The following is a 19,651-nucleotide window of genomic DNA, read 5'->3' as shown; positions in this document are numbered from 1 at the left end:
ATCAGAGAAGAGGGACCTTGGCTGCCCATGCTTGATCTCGGACGGGCCAAGTAAGATGAACGCTATTTGGCGACCCATTGATCAATGACAGACGCGCAATGCTTCTAAACTTGGATAAGCCTCAAAAGCGTCTCTATACCCGCCTCCATGTGACAAGGGCTGACTTCGGATACGTAAGCTCGTGTGCGCATTTTCTGTTGCGCAAAGGATGGCACAATAAACGTTGGGAACGCCGCGGTTCGATCTACTTCCAGCAATCTGCATACACAACCGCAATGGTCACAGCTTATGGCAGGCCATTCACGAGTTATAAGAACTGGGACGGATATTTGCTCGACCTGCTAAGCTACAACACGTCACAATTGGCCCTTCATACGGCGCTCATTGAAATGCGGCATCAAGTTTATGCCCATTCAGATACACGGCGTTATGATGTGAGGCCTTTCCACGACGGCAGGGTCACTGCGGCGCGTTATCAAATCAATCGTCGCGAAGTCGTCCTGCAATCGCCCCAGTTCCATTTCGAGCATGGTTGCTACTTTCGCGCCGAATCGCGCATCTTCTCTGCCGTGATGACGTCGGTAAAGGCTTGCTGAAACGCAACGTTGGCGTCAGCTTCTGACATCTCGTTACGGTCTAGCTGCTCCGAAATTTGGGCGCGCTTCGCGATCATCAGCGCCACCAAATCCATGTAGCGATAATTCGCATTGCTAAAGGCTTCGATGATCCGCGGGCCAGAGCACTGAGCAGAGGCAGTGAAGTTTTTCAGCTCGCCCGAAAGACGCTTTGCTCGGCATTCGCTGATCGCTGTCGCGGCTTGATTGCCGGCGGTTTGGAGTACCGGCGGTTCGGCCCGTGCCGAGCCCGGCGCGAGAGCCTGCGATGCCGTAGGTGCGGCCGGGGCTGGCGATGCCATTGCTTTTCCGCCGACAAGCACCGCGAGGCAGCGGCCTGGAGAGAGCTGCCCGTACCGAGCTGCCATCGAGAAGTCTACAACCGCATCAGGCAGGACGCGCGCCAAGCCATCTTGCCGGCGCGTCGTCTCGCGGAGTGCGTCGCAGGGTGAGAGCGTGCCGTAATAGAAATAGGCCGCACCAACGGCAAAGGCCGCACAGATGCCAAGCGTCTTCAGCGTTGTACCGCTCATTGATCGCCTCCCCCGAGCTTGGTCAGGTTCTCACAATCAAAACGAGTTCACAAGTTCCGGCATTACGGTGACAGTGCACGAAACTCCACGAGATCAGGCGACTTCGGTTTAGTGCTGCCGGCGGCCACCGGTCAGTGAGCTTGGCGCCGAGCTCCTTCCTGAGTGAGGTTGACTACGCCTCGATTCTCAGGACGGGGCTCTCCACTGCTACCAATATCCTCTCAACTGGCTACCGACCTCTCGCCTCTGGCTCCCGCGCAGCGGGCTGGAGCGCAGCGACTTAATTGGAAAATCTGCTTTTGCCATTTCATCGAACGGGACAGCAGTGCTGGCTTGAAGAGCATCGCCGCCAGTCACATGTGATGAGGATCGGGGATCGTTGGCCCGACACAGTGGCAACGCACCCACCGGCCTCATTGAAGGTCGTGTGCGTCCAAATAAGAGCAAGCACGGGCTGCGTTCGAGCACCGCTCGACGCAGTACCTCTACTCAAATGCAACGGCATGAGTCGTCGAGGGAGACCTTGGCGGTTTTTTGCGTGTGGCCAGATCTGCGCAAAGAAAAACGGCCCCTTAGGGAAGGTCGGCCAGCCGAGGTTCTTGCACCTGGGTATGGAGATCGGCCGCGCCTTTCATGCCATTACGGTAACAGCACACAAAACTCTCGACGCGGGGAGTGCCCCATCCGCAACGCTGCTCAAAGCCAGTTTTGTCCGTGGTCACCGTAGCTCCTCGGTTCGCAATGCGCTATCGGTAGCGAGCCAAGGACGTTCATGGACAAGCAAGCCGGGCGAAAAAGATCGTGAGTTTCTTCGAGCGTCTCAAGACAGAAGCATCCGTTGAGTGGCGGGCTTACACCGAGCATCCCTTCACGAACGGGTTGGCAGACGGCTCGCTCCCCGAAGCGGCGTTTCGTCACTACCTCGTTCAAGACTACCTGTTCCTCATCGAGTTTGCTCGCGCCTACGCGCTCGCGGTCTACAAGTCGCCCAGACTTGCTGACATGCGTGAAGCAGCGGTCGGCCTTTCGGCCATCCTTGATGTCGAGATGAACCTGCATGTGAAGCTCTGCGCCGATTGGGGTCTGTCCCCGACAGACCTTGAACAGACCCCTCCGGCGGCCGAGATGCTGGCCTATACACGCTACGTGCTCGACGCGGGAATGCGCGGCGATCTGCTGGCACTCAAGGTGGCGCTTGCCCCCTGCGTGATCGGGTACGCGGAGATCGCCACACGGCTCGCCTCGCGACCCGATGCGGACGCCGCGACGAACGCCTATCGCGTCTGGATCGCCGAGTACGCCGGCGCGCCGTACCAGGAGGTCGCTGCCAAGGCGCGGGCGCACATGGAGCATCTCGCCGATCTCTACGCCACGCCGGCCCGCGAGGCAGAGCTGATTGCGATCTTCAAGGAAGCCACCCGACTGGAGGCAGACTTCTGGGAGATGGCCTGGCGCGCGGGCCAGCTTGTTCAATAGCCCTTTCGGCAGTGAGGCTCATAACCTCAAGGTTATACAATTACGATGACGATGCTCCTCGATCTGTCGGGTCGAGCTTCCGTCACGATTCCTGAAAGCCTGACAGGAACCACGTCTGTCGGCCGTCCCCGCTAGACCGCATTCATCATTTCGCGTAGTCTTTTCGCACAGCAACATGTCAGCGGAGGTCCTCCGTGGAACATCGCGGCGTCAGCTTCTCGATTGCTAGAATGCGCTATTTGCCCGGCTGGCAGTGGACGGTCGGAAAGGGCCGAACCGTGTCGGTCGGTGTCTGTGCGACGAGGGCGGACGCGATCCGCCAGGCTCAGACTTTCATTGACGCGATTATGGACTGGGCTGCTTGAGCTGATGATTCACCGGCTGGCGGCGCGCACTGATCTACCTCACCCCCGCCACCACCATCACCACCACCGGCAACGTCACCGCCGCCAGCAGCGTCCCCAGCGCCACCGCGCCCGACACCGGGTTCACCTGCCGCTGATACTGAACCGCGAAGATGTACGCGTTCGCGCCGGTCGGCATCGCCGCGAACAGCACGATCACGCCGGCTGCGGTCGGAGGCAGGCCAAGCAGCTTTGCCAGCACGAACGCTGCCGCCGGCATCGCCAGCAGCTTCAGCGCGCACATCACGACGATGCCGAGCTTCTCGCCCTTGACCTCGAAGCGGAACAGGTTGATGCCGAGCGCGATCAGCGCCGCCGGCGATCCCGCCTGTGCCAGCAGCTCGATGGTCCTGTCGACGACGGGATTGAGGCCGAGGCCGGTGAAGCGCCAGACCACGCCAAAACCGATCGCCAGCATCAGCGGGTTGCGCGCGAGGTCCGCGAGCACGGGCCAGATCACCGTCAGCGCCGAGCCGGTCCGCTTGCGGCTGACGAGCTCCATCTGCAGGATGCCGCAAAGCCAGAGCAGCGGCGTGTTCACCGACAGGATCAGCGCCATCGGGCCTGCGGCCTCGTTACCCAGCGCCGAGAGCGTCAGGGGAATGCCGAGCATCACGATGTTGCCGTAGACCGAGCCGATCGCGAACACGACGCCGTCTTCGCGGTCCTCGCGCCGCGCGCGCAGCAGCACTGAGAGCGCCAGCGCCGCGATCCAAGTGACGGCGAGCGCGCCGTAATAGGCGCCCCACATCCGGTAGGGGCTGACATCGGGGAATTCCGACACGACGATGGTGCGGAACAGGAGGGCAGGGATCGCGATGCTGAAGGCGAATTCGGAGATGCCCTTGTGCGCGGTCTCGGAGACGAAGCGAAACAGCACCGCGGCATAGCCTGATGCGATCAGGGCAAACACCGGCGCGACGATCAACACGGTGGCCATGCGCCCCCTCTCCTGACGGGGATATCAGCCGACCACCCCACGCACTCTCGATGATGGCATCATGCCCCTGTTTTGCCCGACGAGTCAAAACCGATTCGTAAAATCCGTAGAGGCGATTTGACAAGGCATATCAAGGCCCCGGCTACTGTGCATGGGGTTGTTTTCGCGGTTTTTGTTGGAGGGGCGCCGGAGCGTCACGCCGAACCGATCTCGCCAGGTCTGCCAAGGGTTTAGCCGTGAACCTCGGAGTCTCCCCGCGCATAGCTGTCATCCCCCGCGACCCGGCTACGCCAAGGCTTCGCCGGGGTTGAGGTCGAGGCGCGCCGAAGCTTTTAGCGCAGGCGGCAAGCGGGGGATCCAGTACGCCGCGGCCTCTCGGGGAACGTCAGGCGTCTCTGGAATACTGGGTCGCCCGGTCAAGCCGGGCGACGACAGCGGAGAAAGTGCCGCACTCTCCGCCCTGTTGCCGAGAGCGCACACGTTCCGACCTTTCGCTCCCGCCCTCGTTGCCAACGAACGGCGGTTCACCCACACTCCACCCCGACCAGACATTGGGGGGATCGATGCCGGCGTTTCAGTTCAGGAAGTCCGTTCTTGCTGCCATGTCGGGGCTTGCCCTGGCCGTGCTGGTCCACCCCGGCGCCGGCTTCGCCTACTCGCAGGAAGAGCAGCAGGCCTGCACGCCGGATGCGATGCGGCTGTGCGGCGAGTTCGTACCGAACGTCGATGCCATCACCGCCTGCATGATTCAGAAGAAGGCGCAGCTCTCGCCGCAGTGCAAGGTGTTCTTCCGCCGGGGGCCCGAGCCGGGCGAAGCCCGCGCCGGCAAGCCGACCCGCATCGCGCCCAAGACCGCGAAGAAGAGCACCAAGCCGGCGCCGAAGGCGACCAAGAAAAAGAAATCCGAAGGCTGAGCGCGGCAAGCGCGTTCTTTTCCTGAAACCCAGGCCTGGGCAACCGTGCGACGCGCGGCTTCGCGCGCGACGGCATCGGCTCCGCGAAAGCTACCGGACTCCTTTTGTTCGCGCGCCTTGCGCGCCCGCTTGCGGCAATTACCGCCACAGGCGGTCGAAAAGAGTCGCGCCACGGTTTGCGCGGCAAGGTTGCATTCCGGTTTTTCCCGCGCCGCTGCCCAGAAAACGCACGATTGCGCGCAGCGGAGGCGCTTCATTGCAGTTCGTGTCCTTGTCGCGCGCGGCAGTGTGACTCAAAAGCCAACACGCCTTGTTATTTCGTGGCGGCGGAGCAACTCCCGGTAAATTTTTCTTTCCCGAATCAGCGCGCTGATTCATTTTCGGAGCCTGGGGTCAATCTGGAGGCCGAAGGTATGAACGTTATTGTTTTTGCATCGCGTAAAGGCGGCTCGGGCAAGAGTACCCTGGCCGCACATCTCGCCGCGCAGATCAAGGCGAGCAAACAGGTCATGCTCGTGGACGCGGATCCGCAAGGGTCGCTCACGCTGTGGCACAAGCTGCGGGGCACCAACGAACCGCCGATCAAGTCTGCCGTCAACTCCGTCAGCGGCATCGTCTCCGCTGCCAAGCGCGACGGTTATGAATGGGTGTTGATCGACACGCCGCCGAACCTGTCGGCCGTCGTCGACGACGCGATCAAGAACGCCACCATGGTGGTGATTCCCGCCCGTCCCGGCGTGTTCGACGTCAACGCGGTGCAGGAAACCATCCAGATGTGCCGCGCCGCGCGCAAGCCCTATGCGGTCGTGCTCAACGGTGCGCCGGCCAAGCGCGACGAAGCCGAAAGCCCGATCGTCACCATCGCCCGCGAAGCCCTGGCGAAATTCCGTGCGCCGGTGTGGGGCGGCCAGATCACCAATCGTTCGGATTTGTTGATGGCGCTCAGCCACGGCGAAGGCGCGCGGGAGTATCAGGCCGAGAGCCGTGCGGCTCAGGAGATTGCAAGGCTGTGGGCGGCGATCGAGCGTTCGGTCAAGGCCATTCGCGGCACGGCGTCGGCGTCCGGCGCAATGCACAAGCAGGCGGCGTAATTTTTCATAAATCATTCCCCGGACGGAAAACGCGTGGATGTCCGCGCGTTTTGCGTTTTGGGGATGACGATGTTCTGCGCTCTACGCCACCATCAGCATGTAGAACACGATGACCGGCGACAGCGTCAGGATCACCGACCAGATGCCGACGGCCCAGAGAATGTCCCCGGTGGTAAAGTTCTGCTCGGTGGTAAAGCTCTGCTGTCCGGCGCCGTAATGCGACGCCATTTCATTCTGACTATTCACAAACGCCCCCGCGATTTCTTCGCTTATGGGCGTCACGCTAAGCGAGATGTTTTAAGATTCCGGCTTGCAGCGCCGCTCGCATTTTGAGCGCATTTGTGACCTCCGTTTAACCATCCGCGCGGGCCCTCGTCAGCCGACGAGCCAGACCCGAAACAGCAGCACCGGCATCAGGCCGAGCATCACCGCCCAGAACCCGAACGACGAAACCACCAGGATTCCCCGCAAAAGATCGGCGGGCGCGAATTGCTGTGCGGCCGTAGGCCGGCTGCGATGTCCCATGGTCATTCCCCCTTTGGAAGGCTTTGGAGAAAAACGATAGGTGCGAGAGCGTAAACGAGACGTGGACGCGCCATGCGGCGGATGCGAAGGCGATTGGGGCGCGGTTAACCACGGTGGTTCTTACCAGGGCAGGGCAATCGCATTTAAGGCCGCTGCTCTGCGGCCCATCCTTCGAGACGCCCGCCTTCGGCGGGCCCTCAGGATGAGGACGGAGTGTGCGGCAGCAATTTCGAAGATGCCGCTTAGCCTCATCCTGAGGAGACCGCTGGAAGCGGTCGTCTCGAAGGACGAGGCGCGCGCTCAGGCCCCCGCCAAGAAATCAAATGCGATCGCCCCGCCCTCAAGGGGACGGGAGGAGAGCCCCGCTAAACCCACCCGCTATATTTGCGCCTGATCTCGTCGCACCAATTCCACTCCCGCATCACGATCTCCTCGCACAGGCCGATGTCGCGGCGCAGCCAGGGCGACGCCGGATATTTGCCGGCCCATCTGTAACCCTCCACGGATGTCAGGCGTTGCCACAGGGCCTTGAGGGCGCACAGCGATCGGTGAATTCGCATCGGTTGATGTCCAGGGGAGGCTTTCGTCGGGCAGCACGCGGCCGTTCGAACCGGAGCCAACCGGTTCGTTCGCAAGGCCACATGCGGGTGAGGTGAAGAGGGTGGTGCTACGCCGCGACTTTCATCCGTCGCTCGATCTCGCGGTCGATCGTTGCGGCGAGCTCGCTGCTCACTTCCACCATCGGCAGGCGCACTTCGGGGCTGTCGATCAGGCCGCTGCGCCACAGCCAGTGCTTGGCCGGCGCGGGGCTCGGCTCGGTGAACAACAGGCGCGTCAGCTCGGCGACCTCCTGCCAGCGCGCCTGCGCCGCGTCATGGTTGCCGCGCTTCAGCTCGGCATACACCGCTGCGAACGTCGCGGTCTCGACATGCGCCGAGAGCACAATGCCGCCGTCGGCGCCGTCGACGAGCGCCTCGAGGTAGTTCGCATCCTCGCCGGTGAGCACGCGAAATCCCTCGGGTCTGTCGCGCAGCAGCGCGATCGATTGCTCGTGGCTGGCGCCGCAATCCTTCAGGCCAACGATGTTGGGATGCTCGGCGAGCCGCAGCATGGTCTGGTTGGTGATGTTGACCGCGCAGCGATAGGGAATGTTGTAGAGCGCGAGCGGCCAGGCGGCGTGGTCGGCAAGTGCTTCGAAATGCGCCAGGAGCCCGCGTTGCGACGGCCGCACATAAAAGGGGCTCGCGATCAGGTACCCCTCGATCGGCCAGTCCGCGGTTTCGTCGAGGCGCTCCTTCAGCCGCGAGGTGTCCGCGCCCGATAAGCCCAGGCAGATTGGAATGGTGCGGCGGCCGGCCGCCATCTCGTCGCGCACGATAGCGACGAGGCGTTCGAGCTCGGCGTCCCGCAGCGTCATGCCTTCACCCGAGGTCGCCCCCAGGATGAAGCCGTCGACGGCCTGTCCGCTGTAATGTCGCGTCAGCCGCCGCAGCGACGTCTCGTCGAGCTTGCCGTCGCGAAACGGCGTCACCAGCGGCAGCCAGAGTCCGTGCAGATGCGTTCGCAGGTCGGTCATGTCCAGTTCTCCTTCTCGGGAAAAAACCTGAGACGGAGGGCACATGAAAAAACCCCGTCCAGGTGGCGGGGTTTTCGGGATTTGCTGCAATGACGAAGCGTAGTTAGCGCGCGCAAAAATCCGAGGTCCCCGGGCGGGGGCCTTTTTTCGAGACGATTGCGCACGACTTCGTGATCATTTGCAAATGATGCGGGCGATACGTGGAACTGTCAATACACGCGGAAGGCGAATACCGAATTGGACAGAAAAAAAGCCGGGCTCGAACGAGCCCGGCTTAAGGTATTGGCCACGTGAGGCCGACACAATCACCTTCCAAGAGGGATTACTGAACTCCCGCGCCACTGGAGGAGGGGGACAAATGCGCAACGCGAAGGCTCAGCGTGCAAACATTATGAGCTTGCCCAACGCCATGCAGCAACAGCCGAGGCCGCATGTCAGACATGCGGAAATCAGGACGGCCAGCGCTGCGCCTTGCTCACCACGAAGTCGCGGAACACCTGCACGCGCGCGACCGTCTTCAACTCCTCGGGATAGACGAAATACGTATCAAGCTGGATCGAATCCGATTCGCCGAACAGTTGCACGAGACGGCTCTGCTCTTCGATCAGATAGTCCGGCAGCGCGGCGATGCCGAGGCCCTGCTGACAGGCGCGCACCAGGCCGAGGATGTTGTTCACCCTGAAATAGGCCTCGCGCGGACCCGAGCCGTTGCGGCCGGCTTCGACCAGCCAGTTGCGGTTCTGAAGATGCGGCGCGAAGTTGCCGTCCGAGAGCGTGATGATGCGGTGGGAGTCGAGCTCCTCCAGCGTGCGCGGCGTGCCGAAGCGCTTGATGTAATCAGGCGAGCAATAGGCGTGGAAGCCCATCGCGAACAGCTTGCGCTGGATGAGATCCGGCTGCGTCGGCTTGCGGGTACGGATCGCGACGTCGGCCTCGCGCATCGACAGGTCGAGCTCCTCGTCGGTGACGATCAGCGAAATCCGGATCTCCGGATAGAGCGCGGTGAATTCGCCGAGCCGCGGGATCAGCCAGTTGATGCCGACGCCGGGCGTGGTGGTGATTTTGAGATCGCCGCTCGGCCGCTCGCGGCTGTCGGTCAGTTTGGCGCGCGCCGCCTGGAGCTGCATGAACACGTCATGCGCGGTGCGGAACAGGAGGTCGCCCTGCTCGGTGAGGATCAGGCCGCGGGCGTGGCGGTGGAACAGCGAGACCGAGAGCTCCTGCTCCAGCGCCGAGACCTGGCGCGAGACCGCCGATTGCGACAGGCCGAGCTGCTCGCCCGCATGCGTGAAGCTGCCCGCTTCCGCTGCCGCGTGAAACACCTTCAGCTTGTCCCAGTCCATATCCGTAAATCCGTCGCGTGATCGAGGCATGATCTCTATTCCGCTGCAGCGCGCTCGCTGGCGCGCAGGGCCAAGAAACGTTCGGCCTCGAGCGCTGCCATGCAGCCGAGGCCTGCGGCCGTCACGGCCTGGCGATAAGTCTCGTCGGCGACGTCGCCGGCGGCGAACAGTCCGGGCACCGAGGTGGCGGTCGAGTTCGGGGCGACCTCGACATAGCCCGACGGTTTGAGCTTGACCTGGTCCTTTACGAGCTCGGTCGCCGGGGCGTGGCCGATGGCGATGAAGATGCCGTCGGCCTTCAGCTCGGTGAGCGTGCCGGTCCTGACGTTCTTGAGGCGGACATGGGTGACCTTGTTCGGGTTCTCGGTGCCGCAGATCTCGTCGACGGCTGAGTCCCAGACCACCTTGATCTTCGGGTGCTTGAACAGACGCTCCTGCAGGATGCGCTCGGCGCGGAAGTGGTCGCGACGATGCACGATGGTGACCTGCGAGGCATGGTTGGTGAGGAACAGCGCTTCCTCGACCGCGGTATTGCCGCCGCCGACCACGATCACTTCCTTGCCGCGGTAGAAGAAGCCGTCGCAGGTGGCGCAGGCCGAGACGCCGCCGCCCTGGAATTTCCCTTCGGACGGAAGCCCGAGCCAGCGCGCTTGCGCGCCCGTGGCGAGGATCACGGTTTCGGCGAGATAGACGTCGCCGCTGTCGCAGGTGAGGCGGAACGGCCGTCGCCCGGTCTCCAGCTTGGTCACGAGGTCGGTGACGATCTTGGTGCCAACATGGACCGCCTGCTTCTCCATCTGCTCCATCAGCCAGGGGCCCTGGATCACGTCGGCGAAGCCCGGATAGTTCTCGACGTCGGTGGTGATGGTGAGCTGGCCGCCCGGCTGGATGCCCTGGATCAGGATCGGCTCGAGCATCGCGCGCGCGGCGTAGATCGCCGCCGTGTAGCCCGCGGGGCCAGAGCCAACAATCACGACCTTTGCATGAACAGGAGCGGACATTTCGATGGACGCCTTTCACGGGGGATTTGCAGCGCGGGCGCGGAAGGAGCCAGGAGGCCTCGCGGAAGCGCTGAAATATCAGAGCTAATCTAAGCGTTCTGGTGAGCTATGCAAGAATTGCATTCCCTGTCGGCGGATTTTTCCAACAAGGAACAAAAGTCGATTGCGCTGCACGCGCAATAAAATTGCGCAATGGGTGCGGACTGGGCTATGAGGATTGCGACAGACCCACCCGATACCGCCGCAAAGGCCAGGAGTTCCAATCACGTGTCGCGGAACCTAGACGAGATCGACCTGAAAATTCTCACCGAGATTCAGGCCGACGGTCGAATCACGAATGTTGAGCTCGCCAAGCGGGTGGGCATTTCGCCACCGCCCTGCCTGCGCCGGGTCCGGGCGCTGGAGGAGGAGGGCTATATCCACGGCTATCGCGGGCTGCTGGACGCGCGAAAGCTCGGTTTCGACGTCACGGTGTTTGCCGCCGTGCACCTGTCCAGCCAGGCCGAGGCGGATTTGCGCGCCTTCGAGGAGTTCGTCCGCGCCGAGCCCCTGGTGCGGGAATGCTGGATGCTCTCGGGCGAGGTCGATTTCATCCTGAAATGCGTCGCGCCCGACATGGCAACCTTCCAGGATTTCGTCACCCACCTCACCGCCGCGCCCCATGTCCGCAACGTGCGCACGTCGCTGGTGCTGCACAATTCGAAATACGAGGCGGCCGTGCCGCTGGACGTGAAGGGGCGGCGGTAGCCGGGCCGTCGCCCTTCGAGGCTCGCCGAAGAGGCGAGCACCTCAGGGTGACGGTGAAAGGATTGGGCGCGCTGCTTCCACACCGTCATTGCGAGCGTAGCGAAGCAATCCAGACTGTCTCCGCGGAAAGATTCTGGATTGCTTCGCTGCGCTCGCAATGACGAGGGGTGAAGGCGTGCCCACCCCACAGCAACACGCGGAAACAAAAAGGCCGCGCCAATCGCGGCCTTTTCAAAACATCATTGCGCGCAGCGGCAAGTCCTTACCGCCACTCCACCTTGGTGATCTCGTACGCCTTGGCGCCGCCGGGTGCGTTGACCTCGACGGTTGAACCCTTCTTCTTGCCGATCAGTGCGCGCGCGAGCGGCGAGGTGATGGAGATGCGGCCCTTCTTGGCGTCGGCCTCGACCTCGCCGACGATCTGCCACACCGTCTTCTTCTCGGTGTCCTCGTCGACCAGGGTCACGGTGGCGCCGAACTTGATGGTGTCGCCGGACAGTTTCGAGATGTCGATGATGTCGGCGCGCGCGAGCTTGTCCTCGAGCTCGGCGATGCGGCCCTCATTGTGGGACTGCTCTTCCTTCGCGGCGTGATATTCCGCGTTTTCAGACAGGTCTCCGTGCGAGCGCGCCTCCGCAATATGCTCGATGATGCGCGGACGGTCCTCGGACTGGCGCTTCTTCAATTCTTCCCCGAGCGCGGCAAACCCGGCCGAAGTCATCGGAACCTTTTCCATCTTCTCTCTCGTCCTTCGATCGTGCGCCCAGAACGCGAATGGGCGCCCAACCTTGATTCGTCGGTATTTCCGGGGCTCGGTACATGAGCCGCCGGACGTCGACAGATATGGGCTTGGCGCCGGAACAGAACAACCATATGGCCGGACAGTTCCTGCGGCCATTGTGGCTTGACTGCCAATCACTTAGCGGAAGGCTTAACCTCTCAAGGCCTTGCCTTCCACTCGCGATCAGGTTTCCGAAAAGTAGCTCTGCAGGGTACGAACCTCAAGGTCCCCATCCAGATAGGCGCGGATGCCCTGCGCGGCCGCCACGGCCCCGGAAAGAGTGGTGTAATACGGCACTTTATGCAAGAGGGCCGCGCGCCGCAGTGAACGGCTGTCGGCGAGCGCCTGCGGGCCTTCGGTGGTGTTGAAGACGAGCTGGACGTCGCCATTGGTGATGGCGTCGACGATATGCGGCCGCCCTTCCAGCACCTTGTTCACCTTCTCGGTCGGGATGCCCTGGTCGGTCAGGAAGCGCTGCGTGCCCGACGTCGCCAGAACCTTGAAGCCGAGCGAATGCAATTCGCGAACGGCCTCCGCGATGCGCGTCTTGTCGCTCTCGCGCACCGAGACGAACACCGTGCCCTTGCGCGGCACCCGCGTGCCGCCGCCGAGCTGGCTCTTGGCGAAGGCCACCGCAAACGAGCTGTCGATGCCCATGACCTCGCCGGTCGAGCGCATCTCGGGGCCGAGCACCGTGTCGACGCCGGGGAAGCGCGCGAACGGGAATACCGATTCCTTGACGCCGACATGCTTGAGCTGCGCCTTCTTCAGCTTGAAATCGGCGAGCTTCTCGCCGGCCATGATGCGCGCGGCGATCTTGGCGACCGGCGTGCCGACCACCTTGGCGACGAAGGGCACCGTGCGCGAGGCGCGCGGATTGACTTCGAGCACGTAGATCTCGCCGTCCTTGATGGCGTATTGCACGTTCATCAGGCCGACGACGTCGAGGCCGAGCGCGAGCTCGCGCGTCTGCCGCTCCAACTCCTCGATCATCTTCGCATCGAGCGAGTGCGGCGGCAGCGAGCAGGCGCTATCGCCGGAATGGATGCCGGCTTCCTCGATGTGCTCCATGATGCCGACGATGAAAGTGTCCTTGCCGTCGCAGAGGCAGTCGACGTCGATTTCGGTCGCGTCCGACAGGTAACGGTCGAACAGCAGCGGGTTCTTGCCGAGCACGGTGTTGATCTGCCCGGTCTTGTCGTTCGGATAGCGCGCCTTGACGTCGGCCGGCACCAGCTCGGGCAGCGTGCCGAGCAGGTAGTCGTTGAGCTGGTTCTCCTCGCGGATGATCTGCATGGCGCGGCCGCCGAGCACGTAGGACGGGCGCACCACCAAGGGCAGGCCGAGATCGGCAGAGACGAGCCTCGCCTGCTCGACCGAATAGGCGATACCGTTCTTCGGCTGCTTCAGCCTCAGCTTGTCGAGCACGCGCTTGAAGCGGTCGCGGTCCTCGGCAAGGTCGATGGCGTCGGGCGAGGTGCCCAGGATCGGCACTTCGGCCGCCTCCAGCGCGCGTGCCAGCTTCAGCGGCGTCTGGCCGCCGAACTGCACGATCACGCCGTGCAGCGTGCCGTTGGTACGCTCCTTCGCGATGATCTCCAGCACGTCCTCGGCGGTGAGCGGCTCGAAATAGAGCCGGTCGGCGGTGTCGTAGTCGGTCGACACCGTTTCCGGGTTGCAGTTGACCATGATGGATTCGTAGCCGGCGTCATGCAGCGCGAAGCAGGCATGACAGCAGCAATAGTCGAACTCGATGCCCTGGCCGATGCGGTTGGGCCCGCCGCCGAGAATGATGACCTTCTTCTTGTCCGACGGCGTGCTTTCGTCCGCCGGGGCGCCCGCAAACGGCGCCTCATAGGTCGAGTACATGTAGGCGGTTGGCGAGGCGAATTCGGCCGCGCAGGTATCGATGCGCTTGTAGACCGGGCGAACGCCGAGCGCGTGGCGCTTCGCCGTCACCTCGGCTTCCGTAGTCTGCGCCAGCACTGCAAGCCGGGCGTCCGAAAAACCCATGCTCTTGAGCGTGCGCATGCCGAAGGCGTTGGTAGGCAGGCCGTGCTTGCGAACCTTCTCCTCCATGTCGACGATGCCGCGCATCTCGCCGAGGAACCACGGATCGATCTTGCAGGAGTTGAATATCTCCTCATTGGTCCAGCCCAGCCGCATCGCTTGCGCGACCTGGAGCAGGCGGTTCGGCGTCGGCGTGCCCAAAGCGGCGCGGATCGCGTTCTTGTCGTCGTCGCGGCCGAGACCTTCGATCTCGATCTCGTCGAGGCCGGTCAATCCGGTCTCGAGCCCGCGCAATGCCTTCTGAAGACTTTCCTGGAAGGTGCGGCCGATCGCCATGACTTCGCCGACCGACTTCATCGAGGTCGTCAGCGTATGGGAGGCGCCGGGGAATTTCTCGAAGGCAAAGCGCGGCACCTTGGTAACGACGTAGTCGATCGTCGGCTCGAACGAGGCAGGCGTCGCGCCGCCGGTGATGTCGTTGGCGATCTCGTCGAGCGTGTAGCCGACCGCAAGCTTGGCCGCGACCTTGGCGATCGGGAAACCAGTGGCCTTCGAGGCAAGTGCGGACGAGCGCGACACGCGCGGATTCATCTCGATGACGACCATGCGGCCGTCGTCGGGATTGACGCCGAACTGCACGTTGGAGCCGCCGGTCTCGACGCCGATCTCGCGCAGCACCGCCAGCGAGGCGTCGCGCATGATCTGGTATTCCTTGTCGGTCAGCGTCAGCGCCGGCGCCACCGTGATGGAATCGCCGGTGTGCACGCCCATCGGATCGAGGTTCTCGATCGAGCAGACGATGATGCAATTGTCCTTCTTGTCGCGCACCACCTCCATCTCGTACTCCTTCCAGCCGAGCACGGATTCTTCGATAAGCACTTCGTTGGTGGGAGAGGCGTCCAGGCCGCGCTCGATGATGTCGAGGAACTCTTCCTTGTTGTAGGCGATGCCGCCGCCGGTGCCGCCCATGGTGAAGGAGGGGCGGATGATCGCGGGCAGGCCGATTTCGGACAGGGCCATCATGGCCTGGCCGAACGCGTATTCCTGGTAACGCTTGCGGCGATCGCTTTCGCCCAGCGTCCACTGCCGCTCGAGCTCTTCGAGGGCAGCGCCGGAGAGCTTTTCGCGCTCGGCGAGATATTTGTCGCGGAACGACTTCTTCAATGCCGACGCATTGGCCAGCCGTGACTTCGGCGTCTCGAGCCCGATCTTGGTCATGGCCTCGCGGAAGAGCTGGCGATCCTCCGCCTTGTCGATCGCATCGGCCGTGGCGCCGATCATCTCGACATCGAACTTTTCCAGCGTGCCCTGCCGGCGCAGCGACAGCGCGCAGTTCAGCGCAGTCTGGCCGCCCATGGTCGGCAAGAGCGCGAAGCCGCCGGGGATGACGTGACGTTCCTTCTCGATGATCTTGGCGACGATCTCGGGCGTGATCGGCTCGATATAGGTCGCATCCGCCAATTCCGGATCGGTCATGATCGTGGCCGGGTTGGAATTGACGAGGACGATGCGATAGCCCTCTTCCTTCAGCGTCTTCACCGCCTGCGTGCCCGAATAGTCGAACTCGCAGGCCTGGCCGATCACGATGGGGCCGGCGCCGATGATCAGGATGGTGGTGATGTCTGTACGTTTGGGCATCAACTCTCGCCGAAGTCGGATTTGGGCACAAAAAAAGGGCGCGCGGCTGCGCGTCCCTGTGGCCGAGAGCGCGGTGGTCTCCCTCGCGCGCGGGTGGGTCTTAGACCAGTTTTCGGGGCGGCGAAACCCCGAAAAACACCCATCAACCGGCAATTTTGACCGGTTTTGGCCGTGCCTGCCAGCCACGGGCGAGGTGCACTAGAAGCGAGGCCGCAACGCTCGTTCCGCCGATCCAGCCGAGGTCGTTTGGCGAGAGGGTGGCCAGCACCGCGCCTCCCAAGGCGCCGCCGATGGCGAAGCCCAGATACATCGAAGAGGCGTTGAGCGAGAGCGCGATCATCGAGGCCTGCGGCTCGATCCGGATGATGCTGGCGATCTGGGCCGGATAGAACGCCCAGCCCGAAATGCCCCAGAGGAAGATCGCGCCTAGCACGGCATAATGCGCCTGTCCGGGCATCAATTTGAGGACCAGCGAATGCAGGATCAGCGCGGTCGCCATGCCGGCGAGCCCGAGCGCCGCGGTGGCGAGCGTGCCGAGCCGGTCGGCCAGGACGCCGCCGAGCATGTTCCCGATCGCGGCCGCGCCACCGAACACTAGCAGCGCAAGGCTGATCTGCGAGGCATCGAAGCCGAGGCCGCGCAACGGCACCGCGAAATAGGTAAACACGGTGAAGCCGCCGAGCCCCCATAGAATTGTGATCAGAAGCGCGACCAGGACACTGTTGTGACGCGCCACCGCCAGCCGTTCGCCGAGCGAAGCGGTGTTGCGCGGCAGGCCGCGGGGCAGGCCCAGCAAGAGGCCGGCGAGGGCAACGGCACCGATCAGGGCGACCATGGCAAAGGTCGCGCGCCAGCCGAGCAGGCTCCCGACGAGATTGCCGAGCGGGACGCCGATCACGGTCGCAACCGTCAGTCCCGAGGTGACCAGCGCCACCGCGCGGCCACGCCGCTCAGGCGAAGCGACGGCGACCGACACACCGAGCGCCGTCGGCATGCACAGCCCGGAGCCCAGGGCCATCAGCATCCGGGAAGCCAGAAGCAGGGCGTAGCTGGAAGCCACCATTGCTACGAGATTTCCGGCGATGAAGGTCGTCAGCGCCAGAGCCAGCACGGTACGGCGGTCGATATTGTTCAGCGCCACCGCCAGGATCGGCGAGCCCACCGCATAAGTGAGGGCATAGGCGGTAACCAATTGACCGGCGGCCGAGACCGAAATCGACAGGTCGGTGGCGATCGCAGGCAAAAGCCCTGCAATAACAAATCCTTCGGTGCCGATCGCGAAGGCCGCCAGGGCCAGCCAGAACACGCTCATTGGAAGATCCTATGTTCAATGTTTATTGAACTATCGAACGCAACGGCTTCAGTGTCAATCGGTTCAAGAACTATTGAACATTGCGGGCGCATCGCTATGATTCGGACCATGAGCCGCACGCCCCTCCATCCCACCCGCGAGCAGATCGAGCTGCCGACGGTCCTGGATTGCCTGAGCGATCCGATCCGATTGGCGATCGTCTACCAGCTCGCCCAGCAGGAACGTGTCAGCAGCGAGCTGTGCTGTGGCGACTTCAGTGGTCTCGCCGGCAAATCCAACCTCGCCTACCACTTCGCCAAACTGCGCGAATGCGGCCTGATGCTGACACGCGTGGCAGGCACCAACCGCTTCATGCGGCTGCGCCGCGAGGATATGGACGCGCGCTTTCCCGGCCTGCTCGATGCCGTGCTCAGCTCCGCAGCCAAGGATGCGGACCGGCTTCAGCTGTTGTCGGAGTGTGAAGTCGTCAAGGTAGATTGAGCCGCGGATACAGTCCGTCTACGCTTTCGCTTCGCCACGCGTAGCCCCGCAGGGGCGAAGCGTGGAGACCCGGCCTGGATTTGAACCAGGATGAAGAGCGATGCACCGCTCTCGCGTAGACACTTCCGCCACCGGGCCATACCGATCATGGCGGAACGGGGTGCGGCAAGCCACCTCAGCCAAATGTTATGCTTAACGGATCATTGGCGGCCGCGCGATGAAGGTCATGCGCCAGCGATTGTGGCCGATATTGGTGTGGGCGCGCTGGACCGCGAACCCGGCCGCCTTCAGCCTGGCCGTGATCTCGTCCTCGCTGTAGCGCTGCAGCCCGATGCGCGAGCGCAGCTGGCGGTAATCGGACAGCGCGGTGCTGATCAGCCCGATCAGCGCGTCCTTCAGGAAGCCGTGACGCAGGCCGAAGCAGAGCAGCGCTGTCACGTCCCTGAACATGCCGACATTGGGCTGGAGGATGTCGCCGAGCACCAGCTTGCCGGACGGGGTCAATAACCGCCGGATGTTGAGCAGCGCGGCATCGAGCTCCTCCGGCGTCATGTATTGTGCGACCGAGTTCATCACCACGAGGTCGATGGACTGGTCCTGCATCTTGCGGACGTCGTCGAGCGAGCGGACGCGGATCTTTGTGTTCGGGGCAAACCGCGCGATCAGCCGGCCGCGCACGCCCGGCGCAGGCTCGGCCAGGATCAGCTTGGCGCAGGCCGACGCCACCTGGCTCGCCGACAGCGCCTCGCCGCAGGCATAGTCCAGCACCGTCGCTTCGGGCGAGGAGATGTAGCCGATGATGTCCCGCGCGATGATCTGGAAGTGCAAATCGCGATGCAGCTTGCTGACATAGATCGTGTGCGTGGAGTCGTAATAATCGATCCAATCGTCCATGGTATTCGAGGGCCCCCACCAGACAGTTCCTGCGCAGGAACCGGTGCTGCCGCCTTGCGTTAGGGGTGCGACGGCGCGCCGTCAATGTCCGCGTCCTAACAGGAAGGTTTCCCGTGAGCAAAGCCCCCAACAAGGTCTCGCTCGACACCCCCACCGATCTGTCGCCCCAGGCCGTCAACAAGGTTTCGGAGGCGCTCAACGTGCTTCTGGCCGACGCATTCGCGTTGTATCTGAAGACCAAGAATTTCCACTGGCACATCAGCGGCCGGCATTTCCGCGACTACCATCTGCTGCTCGACGAGCACTCGGACCAGATCTTCGCCACCACCGACCAGCTCGCCGAGCGCGTCCGCAAGATCGGCGGCGCGACGCTGAAGTCGATCGGCCAGGTCGCAAAACTCCAGACCATCAAGGACAACAACGAGGATTACGTCCCGCCGCGCGAGATGCTGCGCGAGCTGATGCAGGACAACAAGCATGTCGCGAGCGCGATGCGGAAGGCCCACGACGTCTGCGACGACGCCGGCGATGTCGCCAGCGCCAGCATCCTCGAGGTCTTCATCGACGAGACCGAGCGGCGCACCTGGTTCCTGTTCGAAGCCACCCGCCAGGAAGGCGCGAACGAGGCGTAGGGGCGCAAATGCCTCCACGGTGTCGTCCCGGCCTAGTGCGCAATTGCGCACGGGGGGCCGGGACCCATAACCACGAATGTTGGTTTGGCGAAGATTCGCCCACGCGCATCTCGCGCCACAACTTCTCCCTGGGGTTATGGGTCCCGGCCTGCGCCGGGACGACGGCGGAGATTGTCGCGCGACCAGCGCTACGACCGCCACAACCGCATCAGCGCCCCATCCTTGCCGGTCACAGGATCGGCCGGCGGCAGCGCGACCTTCGGGATCGTCTTCAGCGCCTTGGCATGGTTCTCCGGCGTCGCCCGCGTGATTTCCATCGTCGCGCCCGACGGATAGGCGCCGATCACGCAGAAGTCGCGGCTGGCGTTGATGCATTGATGCCCGGTGCCGGCGGGCAGGATCGCGACATCGCCGGTCTTGACGTCCAGCTCCTGGCCATGGTCGCCGCCGAAGCGAACGCGTGCGCTCCCACGGGCAACGCCAAGTACCTCATGCACCGTCGCGTGATAGTGCAGATAGTCGTAGACGCCGTTGCGCCACGTGCCGCCCCAGCCGTTCTCCTCGAACAGGTTTTCGATCGTCTCTTCCGGATGCTCCGGGTCTAGTTTCACCGCCCCCTGGTAGACCAGGAAGGGGAGGACGTTGTTCGGCACGAGCCCGTCATCCTCAAACACGATGGCGAGCGGCTCGGCATTGTCGCGGACGACGGACATGGCTGGGCTCCTGCGTGGGCGTAGCAA

At 63.3% G+C, this 19,651-nt stretch carries 19 protein-coding genes; 6 read left to right on the top strand and 13 right to left on the bottom strand.

The window, feature by feature from the left end; genetic code table 11:
• Positions 1-535: 535 nt before the first annotated feature.
• Entirely contained in the window at positions 536-1,147 is a 612-nt protein-coding gene (locus tag XI08_RS20525) for a hypothetical protein (protein ID WP_271575716.1), read from the bottom strand.
• An 801-nt stretch (positions 1,148-1,948) separates the two neighbouring features.
• Here XI08_RS20525 and tenA point away from each other — a divergent pair.
• Complete coding sequence (gene tenA / locus XI08_RS20520) at positions 1,949-2,623, top strand: thiaminase II (protein ID WP_271575715.1); 675 nt, start codon at positions 1,949-1,951, stop codon at positions 2,621-2,623.
• Positions 2,624-3,022: 399 nt separating this feature from the next.
• On the opposite strand, the gene XI08_RS20515 is transcribed toward tenA, so the two are convergent.
• Positions 3,023-3,967: an AEC family transporter gene (locus XI08_RS20515; RefSeq protein WP_271575714.1), complete on the bottom strand. Its 945-nt coding sequence runs from the start codon at positions 3,965-3,967 to the stop codon at positions 3,023-3,025.
• A gap of 563 nt (positions 3,968-4,530) precedes the next feature.
• Here XI08_RS20515 and XI08_RS20510 point away from each other — a divergent pair.
• Entirely contained in the window at positions 4,531-4,881 is a 351-nt protein-coding gene (locus XI08_RS20510) for a hypothetical protein (RefSeq protein WP_271575713.1), read from the top strand.
• A gap of 413 nt (positions 4,882-5,294) precedes the next feature.
• The gene (locus XI08_RS20505) at positions 5,295-5,972 is read left to right on the top strand and encodes a ParA family protein (protein ID WP_027547672.1); all 678 of its coding nucleotides are present in this window, start codon (positions 5,295-5,297) and stop codon (positions 5,970-5,972) included.
• An 81-nt stretch (positions 5,973-6,053) separates the two neighbouring features.
• Here XI08_RS20505 and XI08_RS20500 read toward each other — a convergent pair whose 3' ends face one another.
• The 6 genes from XI08_RS20500 to trxB all read right to left on the bottom strand — a co-directional run bounded on the left by XI08_RS20500 (position 6,054) and on the right by trxB (position 10,417).
• Positions 6,054-6,218, bottom strand: a complete 165-nt coding sequence (locus tag XI08_RS20500; protein ID WP_271575712.1) for a hypothetical protein — start codon at positions 6,216-6,218, stop codon at positions 6,054-6,056.
• A gap of 129 nt (positions 6,219-6,347) precedes the next feature.
• The gene (locus XI08_RS20495) at positions 6,348-6,497 is read right to left on the bottom strand and encodes a hypothetical protein (protein ID WP_167771324.1); all 150 of its coding nucleotides are present in this window, start codon (positions 6,495-6,497) and stop codon (positions 6,348-6,350) included.
• 365 nt (positions 6,498-6,862) lie between these two features.
• Positions 6,863-7,057 (bottom strand): hypothetical protein, encoded by a 195-nt coding sequence (locus XI08_RS20490; RefSeq protein ID WP_271575711.1) that lies wholly within the window; start codon positions 7,055-7,057, stop codon positions 6,863-6,865.
• Between the two features lie 107 nt (positions 7,058-7,164).
• Positions 7,165-8,073, bottom strand: a complete 909-nt coding sequence (locus tag XI08_RS20485) for a 4-hydroxy-tetrahydrodipicolinate synthase family protein (protein ID WP_271575710.1) — start codon at positions 8,071-8,073, stop codon at positions 7,165-7,167.
• A 449-nt stretch (positions 8,074-8,522) separates the two neighbouring features.
• Positions 8,523-9,446 carry a LysR family transcriptional regulator gene (locus XI08_RS20480; protein ID WP_167771322.1) on the bottom strand — a complete coding sequence of 308 codons (924 nt, stop codon included), beginning with the start codon at positions 9,444-9,446 and terminating at the stop codon, positions 8,523-8,525.
• Between the two features lie 5 nt (positions 9,447-9,451).
• The gene (trxB, locus tag XI08_RS20475; RefSeq protein WP_027547668.1) at positions 9,452-10,417 is read right to left on the bottom strand and encodes a thioredoxin-disulfide reductase; all 966 of its coding nucleotides are present in this window, start codon (positions 10,415-10,417) and stop codon (positions 9,452-9,454) included.
• Positions 10,418-10,684: 267 nt separating this feature from the next.
• On the opposite strand from trxB, the gene XI08_RS20470 reads away from it, so the two are divergent.
• Positions 10,685-11,164, top strand: a complete 480-nt coding sequence (locus XI08_RS20470) for an Lrp/AsnC family transcriptional regulator (protein ID WP_027547667.1) — start codon at positions 10,685-10,687, stop codon at positions 11,162-11,164.
• Between the two features lie 262 nt (positions 11,165-11,426).
• On the opposite strand, the gene greA is transcribed toward XI08_RS20470, so the two are convergent.
• The 3 genes from greA to XI08_RS20455 form a co-directional block, all read right to left on the bottom strand.
• Complete coding sequence (greA, locus tag XI08_RS20465; RefSeq protein WP_027547666.1) at positions 11,427-11,900, bottom strand: transcription elongation factor GreA; 474 nt, start codon at positions 11,898-11,900, stop codon at positions 11,427-11,429.
• A 228-nt stretch (positions 11,901-12,128) separates the two neighbouring features.
• Positions 12,129-15,593 (bottom strand): carbamoyl-phosphate synthase large subunit, encoded by a 3,465-nt coding sequence (gene carB / locus XI08_RS20460; protein ID WP_271575709.1) that lies wholly within the window; start codon positions 15,591-15,593, stop codon positions 12,129-12,131.
• Between the two features lie 142 nt (positions 15,594-15,735).
• Positions 15,736-16,905, bottom strand: a complete 1,170-nt coding sequence (locus tag XI08_RS20455) for an MFS transporter (RefSeq protein WP_271575708.1) — start codon at positions 16,903-16,905, stop codon at positions 15,736-15,738.
• A gap of 108 nt (positions 16,906-17,013) precedes the next feature.
• Between XI08_RS20455 and XI08_RS20450 the strand changes: the two genes are divergently transcribed.
• A complete protein-coding gene (locus XI08_RS20450) occupies positions 17,014-17,385 on the top strand; it encodes an ArsR/SmtB family transcription factor (RefSeq protein ID WP_271575707.1) in 372 nt (123 codons plus the stop codon).
• 192 nt (positions 17,386-17,577) lie between these two features.
• On the opposite strand, the gene XI08_RS20445 is transcribed toward XI08_RS20450, so the two are convergent.
• A complete protein-coding gene (locus tag XI08_RS20445; protein ID WP_271575706.1) occupies positions 17,578-18,279 on the bottom strand; it encodes a class I SAM-dependent methyltransferase in 702 nt (233 codons plus the stop codon).
• Between the two features lie 113 nt (positions 18,280-18,392).
• Between XI08_RS20445 and XI08_RS20440 the strand changes: the two genes are divergently transcribed.
• Positions 18,393-18,911 (top strand): Dps family protein, encoded by a 519-nt coding sequence (locus tag XI08_RS20440; protein WP_271575705.1) that lies wholly within the window; start codon positions 18,393-18,395, stop codon positions 18,909-18,911.
• 188 nt (positions 18,912-19,099) lie between these two features.
• Here the strand turns inward: XI08_RS20440 and XI08_RS20435 are convergent, their stop codons facing one another.
• The gene (locus XI08_RS20435) at positions 19,100-19,624 is read right to left on the bottom strand and encodes a cupin domain-containing protein (protein ID WP_271575704.1); all 525 of its coding nucleotides are present in this window, start codon (positions 19,622-19,624) and stop codon (positions 19,100-19,102) included.
• Positions 19,625-19,651: the final 27 nt, after the last annotated feature.

It is taken from the genome of Bradyrhizobium sp. CCBAU 11361 (assembly GCF_028128935.1).
Lineage (GTDB): Bacteria > Pseudomonadota > Alphaproteobacteria > Rhizobiales > Xanthobacteraceae > Bradyrhizobium > Bradyrhizobium niftali.
The sequence above is the reverse complement of the archived record's forward strand: the minus strand, read 5'-3'. Positions and strand labels throughout refer to the sequence as shown.